16 protein-coding genes are annotated in these 14,400 nt (G+C 60.2%); 7 read left to right on the forward strand and 9 right to left on the reverse strand.

The features are described from left to right. Nucleotides 1–956: nucleotidyltransferase family protein (locus tag ACEW8G_RS04060; protein ID WP_373487169.1), on the forward strand; the 956-nt coding region annotated here is incomplete at its 5' end. On the opposite strand, the gene ACEW8G_RS04065 is transcribed toward ACEW8G_RS04060, so the two are convergent. Together ACEW8G_RS04065 and ACEW8G_RS04070 are read right to left on the reverse strand one after the other, a co-directional pair. After that, a complete protein-coding gene (locus ACEW8G_RS04065) occupies nucleotides 957–1,373 on the reverse strand; it encodes a GNAT family acetyltransferase (protein WP_373487170.1) in 417 nt (138 codons plus the stop codon). Beyond that, the gene (locus ACEW8G_RS04070; RefSeq protein WP_373487171.1) at nucleotides 1,364–2,053 is read right to left on the reverse strand and encodes an HAD hydrolase-like protein; all 690 of its coding nucleotides are present in this window, start codon (nucleotides 2,051–2,053) and stop codon (nucleotides 1,364–1,366) included. The genes ACEW8G_RS04065 and ACEW8G_RS04070 overlap by 10 nt, the downstream gene beginning before the upstream one ends. A 92-nt stretch (nucleotides 2,054–2,145) precedes the next feature. Here ACEW8G_RS04070 and glmU point away from each other — a divergent pair, with 92 nt between their 5' ends. From glmU to glmS, 4 genes are all read left to right on the forward strand, one after another. Further along, nucleotides 2,146–3,510, forward strand: a complete 1,365-nt coding sequence (gene glmU / locus ACEW8G_RS04075) for a bifunctional UDP-N-acetylglucosamine diphosphorylase/glucosamine-1-phosphate N-acetyltransferase GlmU (RefSeq protein ID WP_373487172.1) — start codon at nucleotides 2,146–2,148, stop codon at nucleotides 3,508–3,510. 168 nt (nucleotides 3,511–3,678) lie between these two features. Continuing rightward, nucleotides 3,679–3,924, forward strand: coding sequence for a ribbon-helix-helix domain-containing protein (locus ACEW8G_RS04080; protein WP_373487173.1), 246 nt, complete (start codon nucleotides 3,679–3,681; stop codon nucleotides 3,922–3,924). 3 nt (nucleotides 3,925–3,927) lie between these two features. Further along, nucleotides 3,928–4,293, forward strand: a complete 366-nt coding sequence (locus ACEW8G_RS04085) for a type II toxin-antitoxin system VapC family toxin (RefSeq protein ID WP_373487174.1) — start codon at nucleotides 3,928–3,930, stop codon at nucleotides 4,291–4,293. Nucleotides 4,294–4,308: 15 nt separating this feature from the next. Then, on the forward strand, nucleotides 4,309–6,132 hold the full coding sequence (glmS, locus tag ACEW8G_RS04090; protein WP_373487175.1) for a glutamine--fructose-6-phosphate transaminase (isomerizing): 1,824 nt from the start codon (nucleotides 4,309–4,311) through the stop codon (nucleotides 6,130–6,132). Nucleotides 6,133–6,154: 22 nt separating this feature from the next. Here glmS and ACEW8G_RS04095 read toward each other — a convergent pair whose 3' ends face one another. From ACEW8G_RS04095 to ACEW8G_RS04110, 4 genes are all read right to left on the reverse strand, one after another. Further along, complete coding sequence (locus tag ACEW8G_RS04095; protein WP_373487176.1) at nucleotides 6,155–7,261, reverse strand: PHB depolymerase family esterase; 1,107 nt, start codon at nucleotides 7,259–7,261, stop codon at nucleotides 6,155–6,157. Nucleotides 7,262–7,297: 36 nt separating this feature from the next. Further along, nucleotides 7,298–7,714, reverse strand: coding sequence for a hypothetical protein (locus ACEW8G_RS04100; RefSeq protein ID WP_373487177.1), 417 nt, complete (start codon nucleotides 7,712–7,714; stop codon nucleotides 7,298–7,300). Nucleotides 7,715–7,944: 230 nt separating this feature from the next. Beyond that, on the reverse strand, nucleotides 7,945–8,403 hold the full coding sequence (locus ACEW8G_RS04105) for a PA2169 family four-helix-bundle protein (protein ID WP_373487178.1): 459 nt from the start codon (nucleotides 8,401–8,403) through the stop codon (nucleotides 7,945–7,947). A 232-nt stretch (nucleotides 8,404–8,635) separates the two neighbouring features. Beyond that, nucleotides 8,636–9,646 carry a sensor histidine kinase gene (locus tag ACEW8G_RS04110; RefSeq protein ID WP_373487179.1) on the reverse strand — a complete coding sequence of 337 codons (1,011 nt, stop codon included), beginning with the start codon at nucleotides 9,644–9,646 and terminating at the stop codon, nucleotides 8,636–8,638. Nucleotides 9,647–10,238: 592 nt separating this feature from the next. On the opposite strand from ACEW8G_RS04110, the gene ACEW8G_RS04115 reads away from it, so the two are divergent. Beyond that, nucleotides 10,239–12,602: a putative bifunctional diguanylate cyclase/phosphodiesterase gene (locus ACEW8G_RS04115; protein ID WP_373487180.1), complete on the forward strand. Its 2,364-nt coding sequence runs from the start codon at nucleotides 10,239–10,241 to the stop codon at nucleotides 12,600–12,602. A gap of 10 nt (nucleotides 12,603–12,612) precedes the next feature. On the opposite strand, the gene purQ is transcribed toward ACEW8G_RS04115, so the two are convergent. Beyond that, on the reverse strand, nucleotides 12,613–13,287 hold the full coding sequence (purQ, locus tag ACEW8G_RS04120) for a phosphoribosylformylglycinamidine synthase subunit PurQ (protein WP_373487181.1): 675 nt from the start codon (nucleotides 13,285–13,287) through the stop codon (nucleotides 12,613–12,615). Further along, nucleotides 13,287–13,517, reverse strand: coding sequence for a phosphoribosylformylglycinamidine synthase subunit PurS (gene purS / locus ACEW8G_RS04125; protein WP_373487182.1), 231 nt, complete (start codon nucleotides 13,515–13,517; stop codon nucleotides 13,287–13,289). Before purS ends, purQ begins: the two co-directional genes overlap by 1 nt. Before the next feature lie 159 nt (nucleotides 13,518–13,676). Here purS and ACEW8G_RS04130 point away from each other — a divergent pair, with 159 nt between their 5' ends. Then, a complete protein-coding gene (locus tag ACEW8G_RS04130; protein ID WP_373487183.1) occupies nucleotides 13,677–13,826 on the forward strand; it encodes a hypothetical protein in 150 nt (49 codons plus the stop codon). 14 nt (nucleotides 13,827–13,840) lie between these two features. Here the strand turns inward: ACEW8G_RS04130 and ACEW8G_RS04135 are convergent, their stop codons facing one another. Further along, nucleotides 13,841–14,251 (reverse strand): DUF1761 domain-containing protein, encoded by a 411-nt coding sequence (locus tag ACEW8G_RS04135; RefSeq protein ID WP_373487184.1) that lies wholly within the window; start codon nucleotides 14,249–14,251, stop codon nucleotides 13,841–13,843. Nucleotides 14,252–14,400: the final 149 nt, after the last annotated feature.

Here is a 14,400-nt window from a genome sequence, read left to right on the forward strand (position 1 = left end):
CAGAGCTGCCGGTGCCCGCAGAAGTCGCGCGGGTGCTCGCCGATGTGCGGCTGTCGAATGCGGCAGGCCAGCGCCAGGCATTGTGGGAGGCCGAGTGCGCGCGCGTCGCACTGGGCGATTATCCGCGACGGGTCGTGCTGCTCAAGGGCACGGCGTTTGCGGCGGCGGGCTATGACGCAGCGCAGGGGCGCAGCATCGGCGACCTTGACATTCTGGTTGAACGCGCGGGTCTCGATCAGGTGGAAGCGCTGCTGCTCGCGGCGGGCTGGGAGTGGGTGAAGCCCGATCCTTATGACGATGCCTATTACCGCCAGTGGATGCACGAGCTGCCGCCGCTGATCCATGCGGAGCGCGACCGGATGATCGATGTGCACCACACCATCCTGCCGCTGACCGCAAAGCCTACGCCGGTCGCGGCGGCGCTGATCGCCGATGCCCGCGCGTTGCCCTCAGGCCTGTATGTGCTCTCCCCCGCCGACATCATCTGCCACGCCGCCGCGCATCTGATTGCCGATGGTGATCTGTCGGGCGGGATGCGAAACCTGTGGGACATCGACCGGCTGGTGAGGCAGTTTGTGGTTGAGGAACCGGGTTTTTCAGAAGCGCTGACGGATCGTGCGCGGCTGCATGGGCTGACCGAAGCGGTGTCGCGGGCGCTTCGACTGTCGACGCAGCTGTTCGGCACGCCTATCGTTTTCCGGCGAACGCCGGAATCCAGTAGTCAGATCGCACAATCTCGCCCTCGGCTCCGGCTTGCGCCGGAGAACGGTACCGACAAACGCCAAGTCAGCGACCGCCTGTTCCTCCGCCGCATCACCGCAGTCGATGGCTGGGGGCGCAAGACACGCAAGCTCACCCGTCAGGCATTTTTCATCCGCTCGCACGCACTGCGCATGCCGCCGTTGATGCTCGCGCGCCACCTGTGGACCAAATGGCGCAAGGGGCACCGAGGCTGACTAAAGTCTGCGGCCCATGCTGACCCTCGGTTCCTTGGTATAGCCAAGGCGCGAATAGAAAGCCGCAACTGCCTTTTTGGTATCGCGCACCTGCAAATTGACCTTGGTGCATCCCAGTTCGCGCAGGGCATCTTCTGCTGTTCTCACCAGCTGCGTTCCTATGTCGTGTCGCTGGACGGTGGGCAGCACGGCCACCGCATAGAGCCAGCCGCGATGGCCATCATAGCCCGCCATGATGCTACCGACCACGCGCTCATCGTCGACCGCCACCCAAAACAGCTCGGGTTGAAATGCGAGCTTCTGCGGAATCGCTATCGCCGCGCAATTATTTGGCGGGTCGTCAGGAAAGCAGGTGGACCACACATGGTCCACCCCGGAAAAATCGCGTGGCTCGAACTGCCGGATAGTTACAGACAAGCAATTCGCTCCAGCGTCGGCATGAACTCGTCGTAGTGGTCGATGATCGCATCAGCGCCCAGTTCGTCAACAGGCTGGTGCAGGAAACCAAAACTTACCGCCACGCAAGGGATCCCCGCATTATGCGCGGCCATCACGTCATAGATGCTGTCGCCGATGAACGCGGCGGGGGTGACCCCCGGCTCACCGCCGCAGCGGCGGATCATTTCGTCGATCGGCGCGCGGTCGGGCTTGGCCTTGCCCTTGCCCATCGTGTCGCCGCCGATCACCGCACCAAAGCGGTCGATCAGGCCAACCTGAGTGAGCAGCTTGAGCGCGAACCGCTCATATTTGTTGGTCACCACCGCCATCTTGACCCCCATTGCATCGAAGCGCGCCATCGCATCGAGCAGACCGGGATATGGCGGTGAAGCTGAGCCGAGATGCGCGCCATAATGATCGAGCAGCACCGGAAGATAGTCGCGCAGCGCCTGCGGATCTCTGTTGCCCGCCCGCTCAAGCCCGACCTGCAGCATATGCTTTGCGCCCAGCCCAACCATCGGCTTGATCTCGTCCAGCGTGAGCGGCGGCAGCCCTGCCAGCGCCAGCGTATGGTTGACTGACGCGGTCAATTCGGGGCTGGTATCGAGCAGGGTGCCATCCAGGTCGAAGCCTATGATCTGGTAAGGAAAATCTGTCATGGCCGCTGCGATGGCCCGAAAAGGGTGGCAGATGCAAGCGGATCGTGGCAAGGCGCACGGCATCTGCTTTGGGAAACGCGGAGAATTTGACGATGGGCGAGCAGGCGCTGGCAGCAATCATACTGGCGGCGGGCCAGGGCACGCGTATGCGGTCCGATCTGCACAAGGTGCTGCATCCGATTGCGGGTCAACCGATGCTGCACCACCTGCTCGCCAGCTTTGATGCGGTGGGGGCCGCAGAGCAGGTCGTCGTGGTTGGTGCGCGACGCGAGCAGGTCGAGGCCTCGGTGGCGGGTCGCGGGGTGCGCATCGCGCATCAGGCCGAACAGTTGGGCACGGCCCACGCGGCGCTGCAGGCCAAAGACGCGCTGGCGGGCTTTGATGGCATCGCAATCGTATGTTTTGGTGATACGCCATTTCTGAAGCCGGAGACGATCCGGCGGCTGGCCGACCGGCTGCTGGCTGAAGATGCGCCGCGCGTCGCAGTGCTCGGCTTTGTTCCCGATGACGCCAAGGCCTATGGCCGCATCATCGCACGGCTTGATGGCACGATCTCGAAAATGGTGGAGTTCAAGGACGCGAGCAAGCAGGAGCGCGCGGTCAAGCTCTGCAATTCGGGGGTTACGGCGGTGCGGGCCAGCGATCTTTGGGGGCTGCTCGAACGCGTCGGCAACAACAATGCGGCGGGCGAATACTATCTGCCCGATATCGTCATGCTGGCGATTAAGGATCACGACAGTGCTGTGGTGGTGGAAACCGACGCGGACGAACTTATCGGCATCAATTCGCGCGCCGAGCTGGCCGAGGCCGAGCGTATCTGGCAGGCGCAGCGCCGCGCACAGGCGATGGCCGATGGAGCGACCTTGATTGCACCAGAGACCGTCTGGTTCGCCTTCGATACAGTGATTGGCCGCGATGTATTGATCGAGTCCAACGTCGTGTTCGGCCCCGGGGTCAGCGTCGCCGACGGGGCAACCATCCACGCCTTCAGCCATATCGCGGGAGCGACCATCGGCGAGGGTTGCGCGGTCGGCCCGTTCGCGCGGCTGCGCCCCGGCGCGCGCCTGGAGCAGGGGGCCAAGGTCGGTAATTTCGTCGAGATGAAGAATGCGGTGCTGGGGGTCGGTGCCAAGGCCAGCCACCTTACCTATCTTGGCGATGCCACGGTCGGTGCCAATGCCAACATCGGCGCGGGCACGATCACCTGCAACTACGATGGCTATTTCAAATATCAGACGGTGATCGGCGAAGGCGCGTTCATCGGATCAAACAGCGCATTGATCGCCCCGGTCACCATCGGCCGCGATGCGATTGTCGCAGCAGGCAGCGCGGTGTCGCGCGATGTCGCGGATGGCGAGATGCGCATGGTGCGGGCAGAACAGCTGGTCAAGCCGGGTTGGGCGGATCGGTTTCATGATACCATGAAAAAGCGCAAGGCAGACCGGGCAAAGCCTTGACATGATATCATGATATGATATCAGTATATCATTATGCGCATTCTAGCAAATGAGGACCGATAACGGCATACAGCTGCTCGACCAATCAGTTGCGGGCCAAAGCTGGTTGGGTGCGCAGGGTTTGGCCATGATCTTCCGCTGGTATCGCTCGCAATATGAGAACAGACCATGAGAATCCTCACCGAAATTCCAGATGACGATGTTCAGAAGCTTGATGCGCTGGCGGCCAAAAGCAAGCGGTCACGTGCCGCCGCGATCCGTGAGGCAGTCAAGCTGTATCTTATCCAGAACGGGGATGACCGAAGCTGGATCGACAAAGGATTTGGGCTTTGGGCGGACAGGGATGACATTCCAGACGGCGTTGAATACCAGCGCGCCATGCGCGAAGATCGCCGACCTTATGAAGACATTTAACGCGTGTCTGCGCCGTTTTTCGATACCAATATCATCATCGACTGGCTGAAACGCCGTCCCCAGGCCTATTCCGAGATTGCGCGTTATCCCTCACATCGTATCAGCCGGATCGTGTGGACCGAGGTGCTGGCGGGGGAGGCGTTGGAAGCGCGCCGGTCGGTGCAGGACGCACTGTCGCACTTTGAGATGGTGGAGATCGATCAGCGGATTGCATTTGCCGCCGCCGACATTCGCTATCGCACCAAGATGAAACTGATGGATGCTTATATTCTTGCGACGGCGCAGGTGAATGGCGCGATCTTGATTACTCGAAATACCAAGGATTTTCCGGCAGAGATTCCGGGCATCCGAGTTCCCTATCTGCTTTGAAAGGCTCTTAAATCGATGTGCGGAATCGTTGGAATCCTGGCCCGGCGTGATGTCGTAGGCGATCTGGTCGATGGCCTTAAGCGTATGGAATATAGGGGGTATGATTCAGCGGGTGTTTGCACTGTCCATGATGGCCAGCTGGTGCGCAGGCGCGCCGAGGGCAAGCTGCGACATCTGGTCGATGTGCTGGCGCACGACCCCGCACCCGGTCATGTCGGCATCGCGCACACCCGCTGGGCGACGCACGGCGCGCCGACGACGTCCAACGCGCACCCGCATGCCACCAGCGAGGTTGCACTGGTCCACAACGGCATCATCGAGAACTTCAAATCGTTGCGCGATGCGCTGATTGCACGCGGCCGCGTGTTTGAGAGCGAGACCGATACCGAGGTGGTCGCGCATCTGGTGAGCGAGCGGATCGAAGCGGGGGACAGCCCGCAGGACGCCGTCAAGGCCGTGCTGCCGCAGTTGCGCGGTGCCTTTGCGCTGGCAATTGCGTTCCGCCAATACCCCGATCTGCTGATCGGCGCGCGACTGGGCTCGCCGCTGGTGCTGGGCTATGGCGATGACGAGACCTATTTGGGTTCCGACGCGCTTGCGCTCGCGCCGCTGACGCAGCGGATTGCCTATCTCGAAGAAGGCGACTGGGTGGTGCTGACCCGCGAGGGCGCGCAGATCTATGATGTCGACAACAATCCGGTCGAGCGCGAGGTCACATTGTCGGGCGTCACCGGCGCGCTGATCGACAAGGGCAACCACCGCCACTTCATGCAAAAGGAGATTTTCGAGCAGCCGGTAGTCGTGGCGCAAACGCTGCAAAGCTACATCCGCTCGGTCGAGCAGATGGTGTCGCTGCCGCAGATGGACTTTGAACTCTCGGCGATCAACCGGGTAACGATTATCGCGTGCGGTACCGCGTCCTATGTTGGCCTGATCGGCAAATACTGGATTGAGCAGCTGGCACGGGTCCAGGTCGAGGTCGATGTCGCGTCAGAATACCGGTACCGCGAGCCGGTGTTGACCGAGGATATGCTCGGCGTGGTCGTCTCACAATCGGGCGAGACTGCCGATACCTTGGCGGCGCTGCGCCACATGAAGGCGGGCGGCGTGACCACGGCGGGAATCATCAACGTGCCGACCAGCTCGATGGCGCGCGAGGTCGATCTGCTGCTGCCCACCCATGCCGGACCGGAGATCGGGGTTGCATCGACCAAGGCGTTCACCTGCCAGCTGGCGGTGATGGCGGCGCTGGCGGTCAATCTGGCGCGTGCCAAGGGTCGCCTGACCCGCGAGCAGGAGGCCGAGATCGTCCGCCATCTGATTGAGGCCCCGGCGGCGATCAACGAGGCCTTGGGCCATGACGCGGAGATCGAGGCAATGGCGCACACCATCGCGCAGGCGCGCGACGTGCTGTATCTGGGGCGCGGGCCGGACTATGCGATGGCGCTGGAAGGGGCGCTGAAGCTTAAGGAAATCAGCTACATCCATGCTGAAGGATATGCCGCTGGCGAGATGAAGCACGGCCCCATCGCGCTGATCGATGAGGCGGTGCCGGTGATCGTGATCGCGCCCTCCGGCCCGCTGTTTGAAAAGACGGTGAGCAACATGCAGGAGGTGCGCGCGCGCGGCGGCAAGGTGGTGCTGATCTCGGACCGCGAGGGGCTGGTGGAAGCTGGCAAGGGCTGCCTTGCCACCATCGAAATGCCCAAGGTCCACCCGCTGATCGCGCCATTGGTCTATGCTGTGCCGGTGCAACTGCTCGCTTATCACGTTGCCGTCGCCAAGGGCACCGATGTCGACCAGCCGCGCAATCTGGCCAAATCGGTGACGGTGGAATAGGCTGGCAACGGCCCGCCCCGAATTACTGGGGCAGGCTGTGCTGCAGGAAGAACGTCAGCATCGCGCGCGATGCATCAGGGCCGCTTGAGTCGGTGTAGCTGCCCGATGTGTCGCCGCCAGACCATGCGTGGCCTGCGCCGTGGATGGTCCATTCCTCAATCAACGACTGATCATCCGGCCCATAGCTGATGGTGCGAGAATAGTTGCGATTGCCTTGCGACACCCCTTTTTCGGTGCGCGTCGTCAGGGGCGTGTCGCTGCGCAGCGTCGCCGCGGCCACAATCTGCGCGCTGTTGACCGCATGGACGGTGGTGTCGCTGTCGCCATGGAAGGTGATCACCGGAACAAACCGTTCGTCTGCGGTTTGCGCTGAAGCCTTCATACCGCCACTGCGCATTGCCGAAAACGCCGTCCACATGCTGCTTGCTGCGCCGCACGCCAGCCCGGAGTGGATGCCGATAGCGGCATAGACATCGGGATAAACCGAACCCATGATCGCCGCTGCTGCGCCGCCTGCTGACAGGCCCGCCACATAGATTCGCGCCGGGTCTGCATCGTGATCGCGTATCACCGTGCGGGTGACGGCGGCGATCAGCGCGGGCTCGCCGCGGTCACGCTGCTGGTCGCCGGGCTTGAACCAGTTCCAGCATTTTTTCATGTTGGCAGCGGCGGGCTGGCATGGATAGGCGACGATAAAGCCGAGCTCGTCAGCAAGCGCGTTCATGCCGGTGCCGCGCGCAAAATCCTGCGGGTCTTGGGTGCAGCCGTGCAGCATCACGACCAGCGGCATGGCAGGCGTCGCACCTGCGGGCAGATAAAGCCAATAGGTCATCGCGCCTTCCAGCCCGGCATAGCAGCGCTCCTCAAAGCGGCTGTGTACGGCTGATTCCGGGCGACGGGCCGTTGCAGGCTTGGCAGTGGTTTTGCGAAAGTTCGGCGCAAGCGCGATCCGGCGCGGTGTCACGTCGATCACCTCGCCCTCAGGGGCAACGGGCGTCGACGTACGTGGGCTGGCGTAGCCGCTGCCGCCGCCGATCAATGTCGACTGGATCAGCCGCGTTGCCGCGTGCAGCCTGCCGGAACGGGTCAATCGTAATGCTTCCGCCATGGCGGGTTGCAGTTTCATCATGGGTCTCATCCTGAAATGGGGGGTGTTGACGCCGGGTTACCCGGTTCTGTCGGCCAGCGCGGTTTTTACCGCTGTGCTGGCGTGAAAAGCGCCGAGCACGGTCACCGAACGTATCGTGCGCCGTGCGAGGTCCGCTGGTACATCATCGGCAATTGTTGCCAGGCCCAGCACATTAATATCCAGCATGATCCCTTGTGCTACGGCATCTTCAAGCTGGCTGCGTGTAAAATGGCGTATGCCAAGATCAAGAGCACTACGCACCTGCGAGCGCTGCGTTGCCTCAGAATGGCGTTCAATCTGATTGCGGATCGCGGTGCGAATGAAATCGCTGCGATTGGCGAAGAATCCTTCGCGTACCAGCAGATCGATGTTGCCAAGATCAACGAAGCCGACGTTGATCGTGATTTTTTCGCTGTCGGCTCTCGGCTTCAGCCTGTGCACGTTGTTATCCAATGAACATCCCTCTAGCATCCATGTGGATGGTATATGGATGGAATATGACGATTGCAAGGAATGGAGTGCAGGTCTGCGACGAGCCGAGTGGGCGCGAAATGCTGAGGCATCGCCGATGGAAATCGTTGTCGGAAGGTGGGCGGCTTTCCGCTTTGACTGAAAGCTAGCCTGTCAGACATTTAGAAATAGAATGGCAGGGAGGTGTGCGGGCACCTCCCTGCCAAACGGATTTAGCGACCGCCTTCCATCGCGTGCTTGATGTCGCGCATCTGGTCATGGCCCTGGCGGACCGAAGCATAGCATTCGCGGATCACACCCGAAACTTCCGGCGACAGATCGGTGTCGGCCATGGCTTCTTCATATTTCGCCTTGATGTGATCTTCGCCGCGTTCAACTTCGTTGACGATTGCCTTGTCATCCTTGCCGGTCACCACCGACTTGAGGTTGACAAACACCCGGTGCGCGCCGGCCAGCATCGTGCCGTCATCTTCGGGTTCGCCACCAAGCCTGCGTACTTCGCCCTGCAAGGTGGTCATAACCTCGCGGCGTTCAGCCGCGCGTTCGATAAAAATCGATCCGAAGCGACCACTTTCTGAATCCTTGGCGGCTTCTTCATAGCCATCAGCGCTGTCAATCGTGGTTGCAATCAACGAATTCAACGTGGAGATGTCATTGGAATTGCTGGTCATTTCATAGCCTTCTTGCATACAAATTTATTAGCAGATCGATGGAACAATTTACCGACTTGCTAAACAGAACAAACACTGCTCTGCTGCTTATGGAAGTTTATGATGACACGTGTTGATATCTTATAATACAGGTTAACTTTGTAACTATTTTTTTAGATACGCAACTACTGTTGATGGCGTGCGTAAATGTTGGTTTGGGCCGTAATTAATCATATTATTCCGTGCTAGATGTTCATGCAGCAAGTCGCTCCGGGCTGATTTTCAGCGTTATCACCAGTCCGCTTTCGGCCCAGTCATAGTCGATGGAGCCGCGCAAATGGCCCTTGACGCTGCGTTCAACCAGCTTGCTGCCATAGCCTGCCTTATCTTCCGGGGCTTTGACCTTCGGTCCGCCACGCTCGGTCCAGACGATTGTGACCGCCTGATCATGCGCCGAACAAGCGACGTCGAGCGTGCCGGTATCGACCGACAGCGCGCCATATTTGAGCGAGTTCGTGGCAAGTTCATGCACGATCAGCGCAAAGATGGTGGTGGCCGAATCGCCGACGCTCATGCGTGGCACGGATACCCGGATGCGTCCGCTGAACGCGCCAAGATCATCATACGGGGCCAGCAGCACCGTCAGCAGATCCCCCAGCAGCGCCGATGCCGCCATCGTTTGCCCCGGCACAGGGCGCACAAGATCATGAGCACGGCCAAGTGCCGTCAGCCTCAACGTCAGCTCCTCTGCCATCTCGGCGGTCGTCTGGGTTGATCGCGATGTGATGACCGCCAGCCCCGAGGCGATGGCGAGCAGGTTTTTGACGCGGTGGCTCATTTCGCCCGCCAATAATTCGCGCCCCTCTTCGGCCTGTTTGCGACCGGTGACGTCAAGAAAGATGCCAAACATGATTCGTTTGACGATTCCTGCATCGTCACCCTGACCGCGTGCGGATATCCATTTGAGTTCATCGCCGATTATGATCCGGAAATCGATCTCATAGGGACCGACAATCGCGCGCGTCGCATTGAAAGCAGCGCGAACGCGGTCCCGATCCGCAGGGTGAATGTGCGCTGACAAATCTTCGAAGCTTACATCGGTCGCATGCGGAATGCCCCAAAGGTCGTAGGCGCGATCATCCATGGTCAGCGCATCGGTATCGACATTCCACGACCAGAGCGTAACCCCTGCCGCCTGGACGGCGCGCACCAGATTGTCCGGGTCCCACAAAAGCGGCGTCGGCGATTCGACTTTGGCTGGCACTGCAATTCCTAAACACTGTTGCAGCGCGGTCACGTCATGCGCCGCGTACAGCGTCACATTAGGCGCAGTGGCTGCGCATAGAAACCGCCAAATCGGCAATTGGCGGTGATGGAACGGCAAGATTCTGTTTTTTAGATAAAAATCTCAAGGGGGAGGCGATTGCAGGTTTCGCGGTTCAGCATCGAAAGTTGCAATTTCTGCAAGTGCAAGGAATGAAATTGCACTTGTTTGGCCACATCCTGTGACTATTTGGCACTTCGGAGCAGGGATGTCTGCACGGCCAATTTCTACATCAAGCAGGAGTTTGTCATGCGTATCGCCTTTAATCTGGCAGCGGCTTTTGTCAGCAGTGCCATCGTAATACTTGCAGTGATCTGAACCCAACGCGTCCTTTAAAATTGACGAGGGTTCCGAACCCACCCATTTACCACCGCATCGCATTGCGAACTGCACTGGTAACTGGGTGGGGCCACGTCTTGCACGGCCCACGCGCCGCGTGGATCCATCCGGCGTCCATGTCGGCACCGATCAATAATCGCTCCTAATCAAACATGGCGATGTCACGGTTACTGTTCGCTAACCCAATACGGTTATGGCGGTGCTCGTGAGCAATCAGAAACCTCTGCTGTCGTCGCCCGCTGGCCTGCCCGTTCTGGCAGTGCTTGGGCTCCGCAATCCTGCTGAAGCGGATTGGGATCATTTTCGCGCGATCCAGTATACCGGTCTCAGCCGTTATGCGATTTCGCGGGTGATGACCAATCTGGTGCTTGGAACATTGGTGTGCCAGTTGTTCGCTGGTATAGTCCCCGGCCTCTATCTGGTGGGCTGGATGGTCATGCTTGGCCTCGCCCTTTATTTTCCCGCGATCGTTTATCGTCAAAGCGGCATGGCCAACCATGACCATGTGGCGCGTCGGTTTGTGTTGCAGCTCGTTGCTGCGACCAGTCTGATTGCGCTGGTGTGGACCATACCGATCCTGGTGTTCGCGCCGATGGCAGGGCCTGTTGAACTGGCGACGGTCTGGACAATTCTGGCCGCGCTGGTCGTTGGCGGCACTTTGCTGCTCAATGCGCTGCCGCTCGGTGCAGTGCTCTTCAATCTGGTACTGATGGGTGCGTCGATGATTGCCTATTGGCAGGTTGGCAACATGGTCACCATTGGCGCGATTGCGTGTTTTTCAATCTTGCTGGCGCTCTCCGGCTTTGAAAATGCGCGCGCCTATCTGCTGTTCAAGGTGTCTGAATTCGGTTTGGCCGAAAAGGAAGAGGTTGTCAGCCTGCTGCTGCGTGAATTTGAGGAAGGAGATGCCGACTGGCTGTGGCAGATCGACAAGCAGCGCCGGATAGTCAATGTCAGCCAGCGTTTTGCCTTTGCCGCTGGAATGGAAGCACAAGCGCTTGAGGGCATGTTGTTGACCCAGCTGATCGCGGGCAAAAACTGGGAGAGCGGCAAGCTGCCCTCAAGCCTGCATATGCTCGCCGACAAGCTGACCAAGCGCGAAAGCTTCTCCAACCTGATCGTCAAGATGCAGGGTGAAACTGCAGTGCGCTGGTGGGAGCTTTCGGCATCCCCGAAATTTGACGATGCCGGAGGGTTCATCGGATTTCGCGGCGTCGGTTCGGATGTGACCGAATCGCGCGAGAGCGCTGAAAAGATCGCGCGCATGGCCCGGTTCGATACCCTGACCGGATTGCCCAACCGCCTGCAGATCACAGAGGCGCTCGACCTTGCAATTTCGGAATGCGAAAAGTGGAACTGCCGTTGCGGCTTCCTGATGCTCGATCTCGATCGCTTCAAGTCGGTCAACGATACTTTGGGCCATGTGGTCGGCGACCGGTTGCTGGCGCAGGTGTCGCTGCGGCTGCGCTCGCTGATGGGCAAGAACGAGATGTGCGGCCGGCTCGGCGGTGACGAGTTTGCCGTGGTGATGCGCGATCTTGGCGACAGCCAGCGCCTCAGCGAACTGGCCGGCCGCATTGTCGATGTACTCTCGCGGCCTTATGAGGTGGACCAGCATACGTTGTTTATCGGCGCGAGCATCGGCAGCGCCATCGGCCCGCGCGATGGTCGCACCGTAGAAATGCTGATGCGCAGCGCCGATCTGGCGCTGTATCGGTCAAAGGACCAAGGTGGCGGCCGCCACAATGCCTATGAGCCGCAGCTTCACAGCCATGCCGAAGAGCGCCGGGTGATGGAAATCGCACTGCGCAAGGCGCTGGAAAAGGACGAGTTTACTCTCGCATTCCAGCCGGTGGTTGACGCGGCGAGCGAATCACTGGTCGGGTTCGAAGCGCTGCTGCGCTGGTTCAACCCTGAATTTGGCCAGGTTTCGCCGAGCAAGTTTATCCCGCTGGCGGAAGACGCGCGGCTGGTCGTGCCCATCGGCAACTGGGTGCTGCACCGCGCCTGCAAAGAGGCGGTGCTGTGGCCGGGCAATATCAAGGTCGCGGTCAATGTCTCGGCTGAACAGCTTTATGAAGCCGATTTTATCGAGACGGTCGTCGAAGCGCTGTCCGAGAGCGGGCTTTCGCCGCAGCGACTTGAGCTTGAAGTGACCGAAAGCGTGTTCCTGCGCGAAGGCTCGCGCGCCAGCGAAACGCTCGACGGCATTCTGGCGCTCGGCGTTGGACTGTCGCTCGACGATTTCGGCACCGGCTATTCCGCGCTGGGCTATCTCAGCAAGACGCGTTTCACCACGATCAAGGTTGATCGCAGCTTTGTGCAGGGGGCGGCGAGGGATCTGCCGGAAAGCATCGCCATTATCCGTGCGGTGGTGGCGATGGCCGATAGCCTTGGCATGTCGACAACGGCCGAAGGCGCTGAGACGCAGCACGAGGTGGACATCATCCGCGGGCTGGGCTGCAAGAAAATCCAGGGCTATTTTTATGGGCGGCCGATGGGCGCCGACGATGTCCACGATCTGTTTGCCGAGTATCGCAAAACGACCTACGGCTGACCCGGCGCGATCAGGCGCGCTCCAGCACCGATTGCGCCAGTGACTCAAACAGCCGCGCACCGTCTGTCCCGCCGTGCAGCGGTTCGGTCATCCGTTCAGGATGCGGCATCATGCCCAGCACATTGCCCTTCACGTTCAGCACGCCGGCAATATCGCGGGCGGAACCGTTCACCGCATCGGCATAACGAAACGCGACACGGCCTTCCGCCTCGATCTGGTCGAGCGTCGTCTCATCGGCGAAGTAATTGCCGTCATGATGCGCCACCGGAATGTTGATCGTCTCACCCGGCGCATAGCCATGGGTAAAGATGGTCGCTGTGTTCTCCACCCGCAGCGGCACGGTGCGGCAGACGAAACGAATACCGGCATTGCGCATCAATGTGCCGGGCAGCAGTCCAGCCTCGGTGAGGATCTGGAAGCCGTTGCAGATACCCAGCACTGCAACGCCGCGCGTTGCCGCTTCGACAACAGAGGCGATGATCGGCGAGCGTGCGGCCATCGCGCCCGAACGCAGATAGTCTCCGTAGGAAAATCCACCGGGCACCGCGATCAGATCGAGCCCGTCGGGCACTGACTGGTCACCATGCCACAGCCGCAGCGGCGCATGGCCGGTGACACGCTCGATTGCCACCGCCAGGTCACGGTCGCAGTTCGATCCGGGGAAGGTGATAACCGCAGATTTCATCAGGCCAGCTCGATCCGATAGTTCTCGATGACCATATTGGCGAGCAGTTTGCGGCACATCGCTTCGATATCGGCCTCGCTGGTGCCATCAGCCAGCGTCAGTTCGATCAGGCGTCCGGCGCGGACATCATGCACATCGGCAAAGCCGAGGCCTTCAAGCGCGTGATGAATCGCCTTGCCCTGCGGATCAAGCACGCCCTCTTTCAGGGTGACATGGATACGGGCCTTCATTGCGGGGCGTCCTTTTTGATCCTGAGCTCAGCTTCCGCCCTATAGCGCGCGCGTTCCCCCAGGCAAGGGGCCGCGCATTGCGCCACCGCCGTTAACCGTTGTTAACAAGCTCCGCGCAACCAGACACATCTAGAATATATTCATTACGGGGGAGTCTGTATGACGATGCTGGCCGTGGCGATGTTTGTTGCACTGTTTGCCTTCGGGCATGAGATGATCGGGTGGGTTGACCCGGAGGGGCATGTCCAGCTCGCCCTGTTTATGGCCTTCATTTTCGGAATCATCAGCGGTTACCGCACCAGGGCTTGACCGTCATTGCCAGGCTAGCGACCGATAAAATAACCGTGGACCAGCCCCATTGCGGCATAGAACAGCAGCCAATAGCCCGCATCGATGAAAAACAACGCGCGGCTTTTGTGCGAGAACAGGTAGTTGGTACCCATCGCCGGGATGACAAAGCCGATGGCCATGCCAACCGAGATCATCATCACGACATGAAATGGCGGATCGCCCAGCCGGGTAAACATGTGACTGAGAAAAATCGAGGCGATAAGGCTGAACACGAATGCGCCGCCGTAAATCAACGCCATGTTGCCCTGGCGCAGTTGATCCTCGCTTAGCCCCACCGCCCCCATCCAGCGCTTGCCCATCACCGGGCCATACCAGATGCCTCCGACCAGAAAGCCGAAAAGCGCCGCCAGCACAGTGGCCAGCCAGTTGACGTCGTTCAACATGTCGGATCAATCTCCCCCGCCGCAGCCGCCGCAACCACTGCATCCACTGTCACCGCCGCTGACACCGCCACTGTCACCGCCGCTGTCGCTGCTGCACCCGCTGTCGCCATCGCTGTCGTCGCCATCCCAGCCGCCATCTGCGCCGCCGC

Source organism: Blastomonas sp. (genome assembly GCF_041747255.1).
Lineage (GTDB): Bacteria > Pseudomonadota > Alphaproteobacteria > Sphingomonadales > Sphingomonadaceae > Blastomonas.

What these genes read in the sequence shown, in the direction of transcription:
- ACEW8G_RS04105 (WP_373487178.1), bottom strand. Translation starts at nt 8,403, where the DNA reads ATGACCAGCAATTCCAATGACATCTCCACGTTGAATTCGTTGATTGCA.
- glmU (WP_373487172.1), top strand. Translation starts at nt 2,146, where the DNA reads ATGGGCGAGCAGGCGCTGGCAGCAATCATACTGGCGGCGGGCCAGGGC.
- ACEW8G_RS04095 (WP_373487176.1), bottom strand. Translation starts at nt 7,261, where the DNA reads ATGATGAAACTGCAACCCGCCATGGCGGAAGCATTACGATTGACCCGT.
- ACEW8G_RS04070 (WP_373487171.1), bottom strand. Translation starts at nt 2,053, where the DNA reads ATGACAGATTTTCCTTACCAGATCATAGGCTTCGACCTGGATGGCACC.
- ACEW8G_RS04115 (WP_373487180.1), top strand. Translation starts at nt 10,239, where the DNA reads ATGGCGGTGCTCGTGAGCAATCAGAAACCTCTGCTGTCGTCGCCCGCT.
- ACEW8G_RS04080 (WP_373487173.1), top strand. Translation starts at nt 3,679, where the DNA reads ATGAGAATCCTCACCGAAATTCCAGATGACGATGTTCAGAAGCTTGAT.
- glmS (WP_373487175.1), top strand. Translation starts at nt 4,309, where the DNA reads ATGTGCGGAATCGTTGGAATCCTGGCCCGGCGTGATGTCGTAGGCGAT.
- purQ (WP_373487181.1), bottom strand. Translation starts at nt 13,287, where the DNA reads ATGAAATCTGCGGTTATCACCTTCCCCGGATCGAACTGCGACCGTGAC.
- purS (WP_373487182.1), bottom strand. Translation starts at nt 13,517, where the DNA reads ATGAAGGCCCGTATCCATGTCACCCTGAAAGAGGGCGTGCTTGATCCG.
- ACEW8G_RS04135 (WP_373487184.1), bottom strand. Translation starts at nt 14,251, where the DNA reads ATGTTGAACGACGTCAACTGGCTGGCCACTGTGCTGGCGGCGCTTTTC.
- ACEW8G_RS04130 (WP_373487183.1), top strand. Translation starts at nt 13,677, where the DNA reads ATGACGATGCTGGCCGTGGCGATGTTTGTTGCACTGTTTGCCTTCGGG.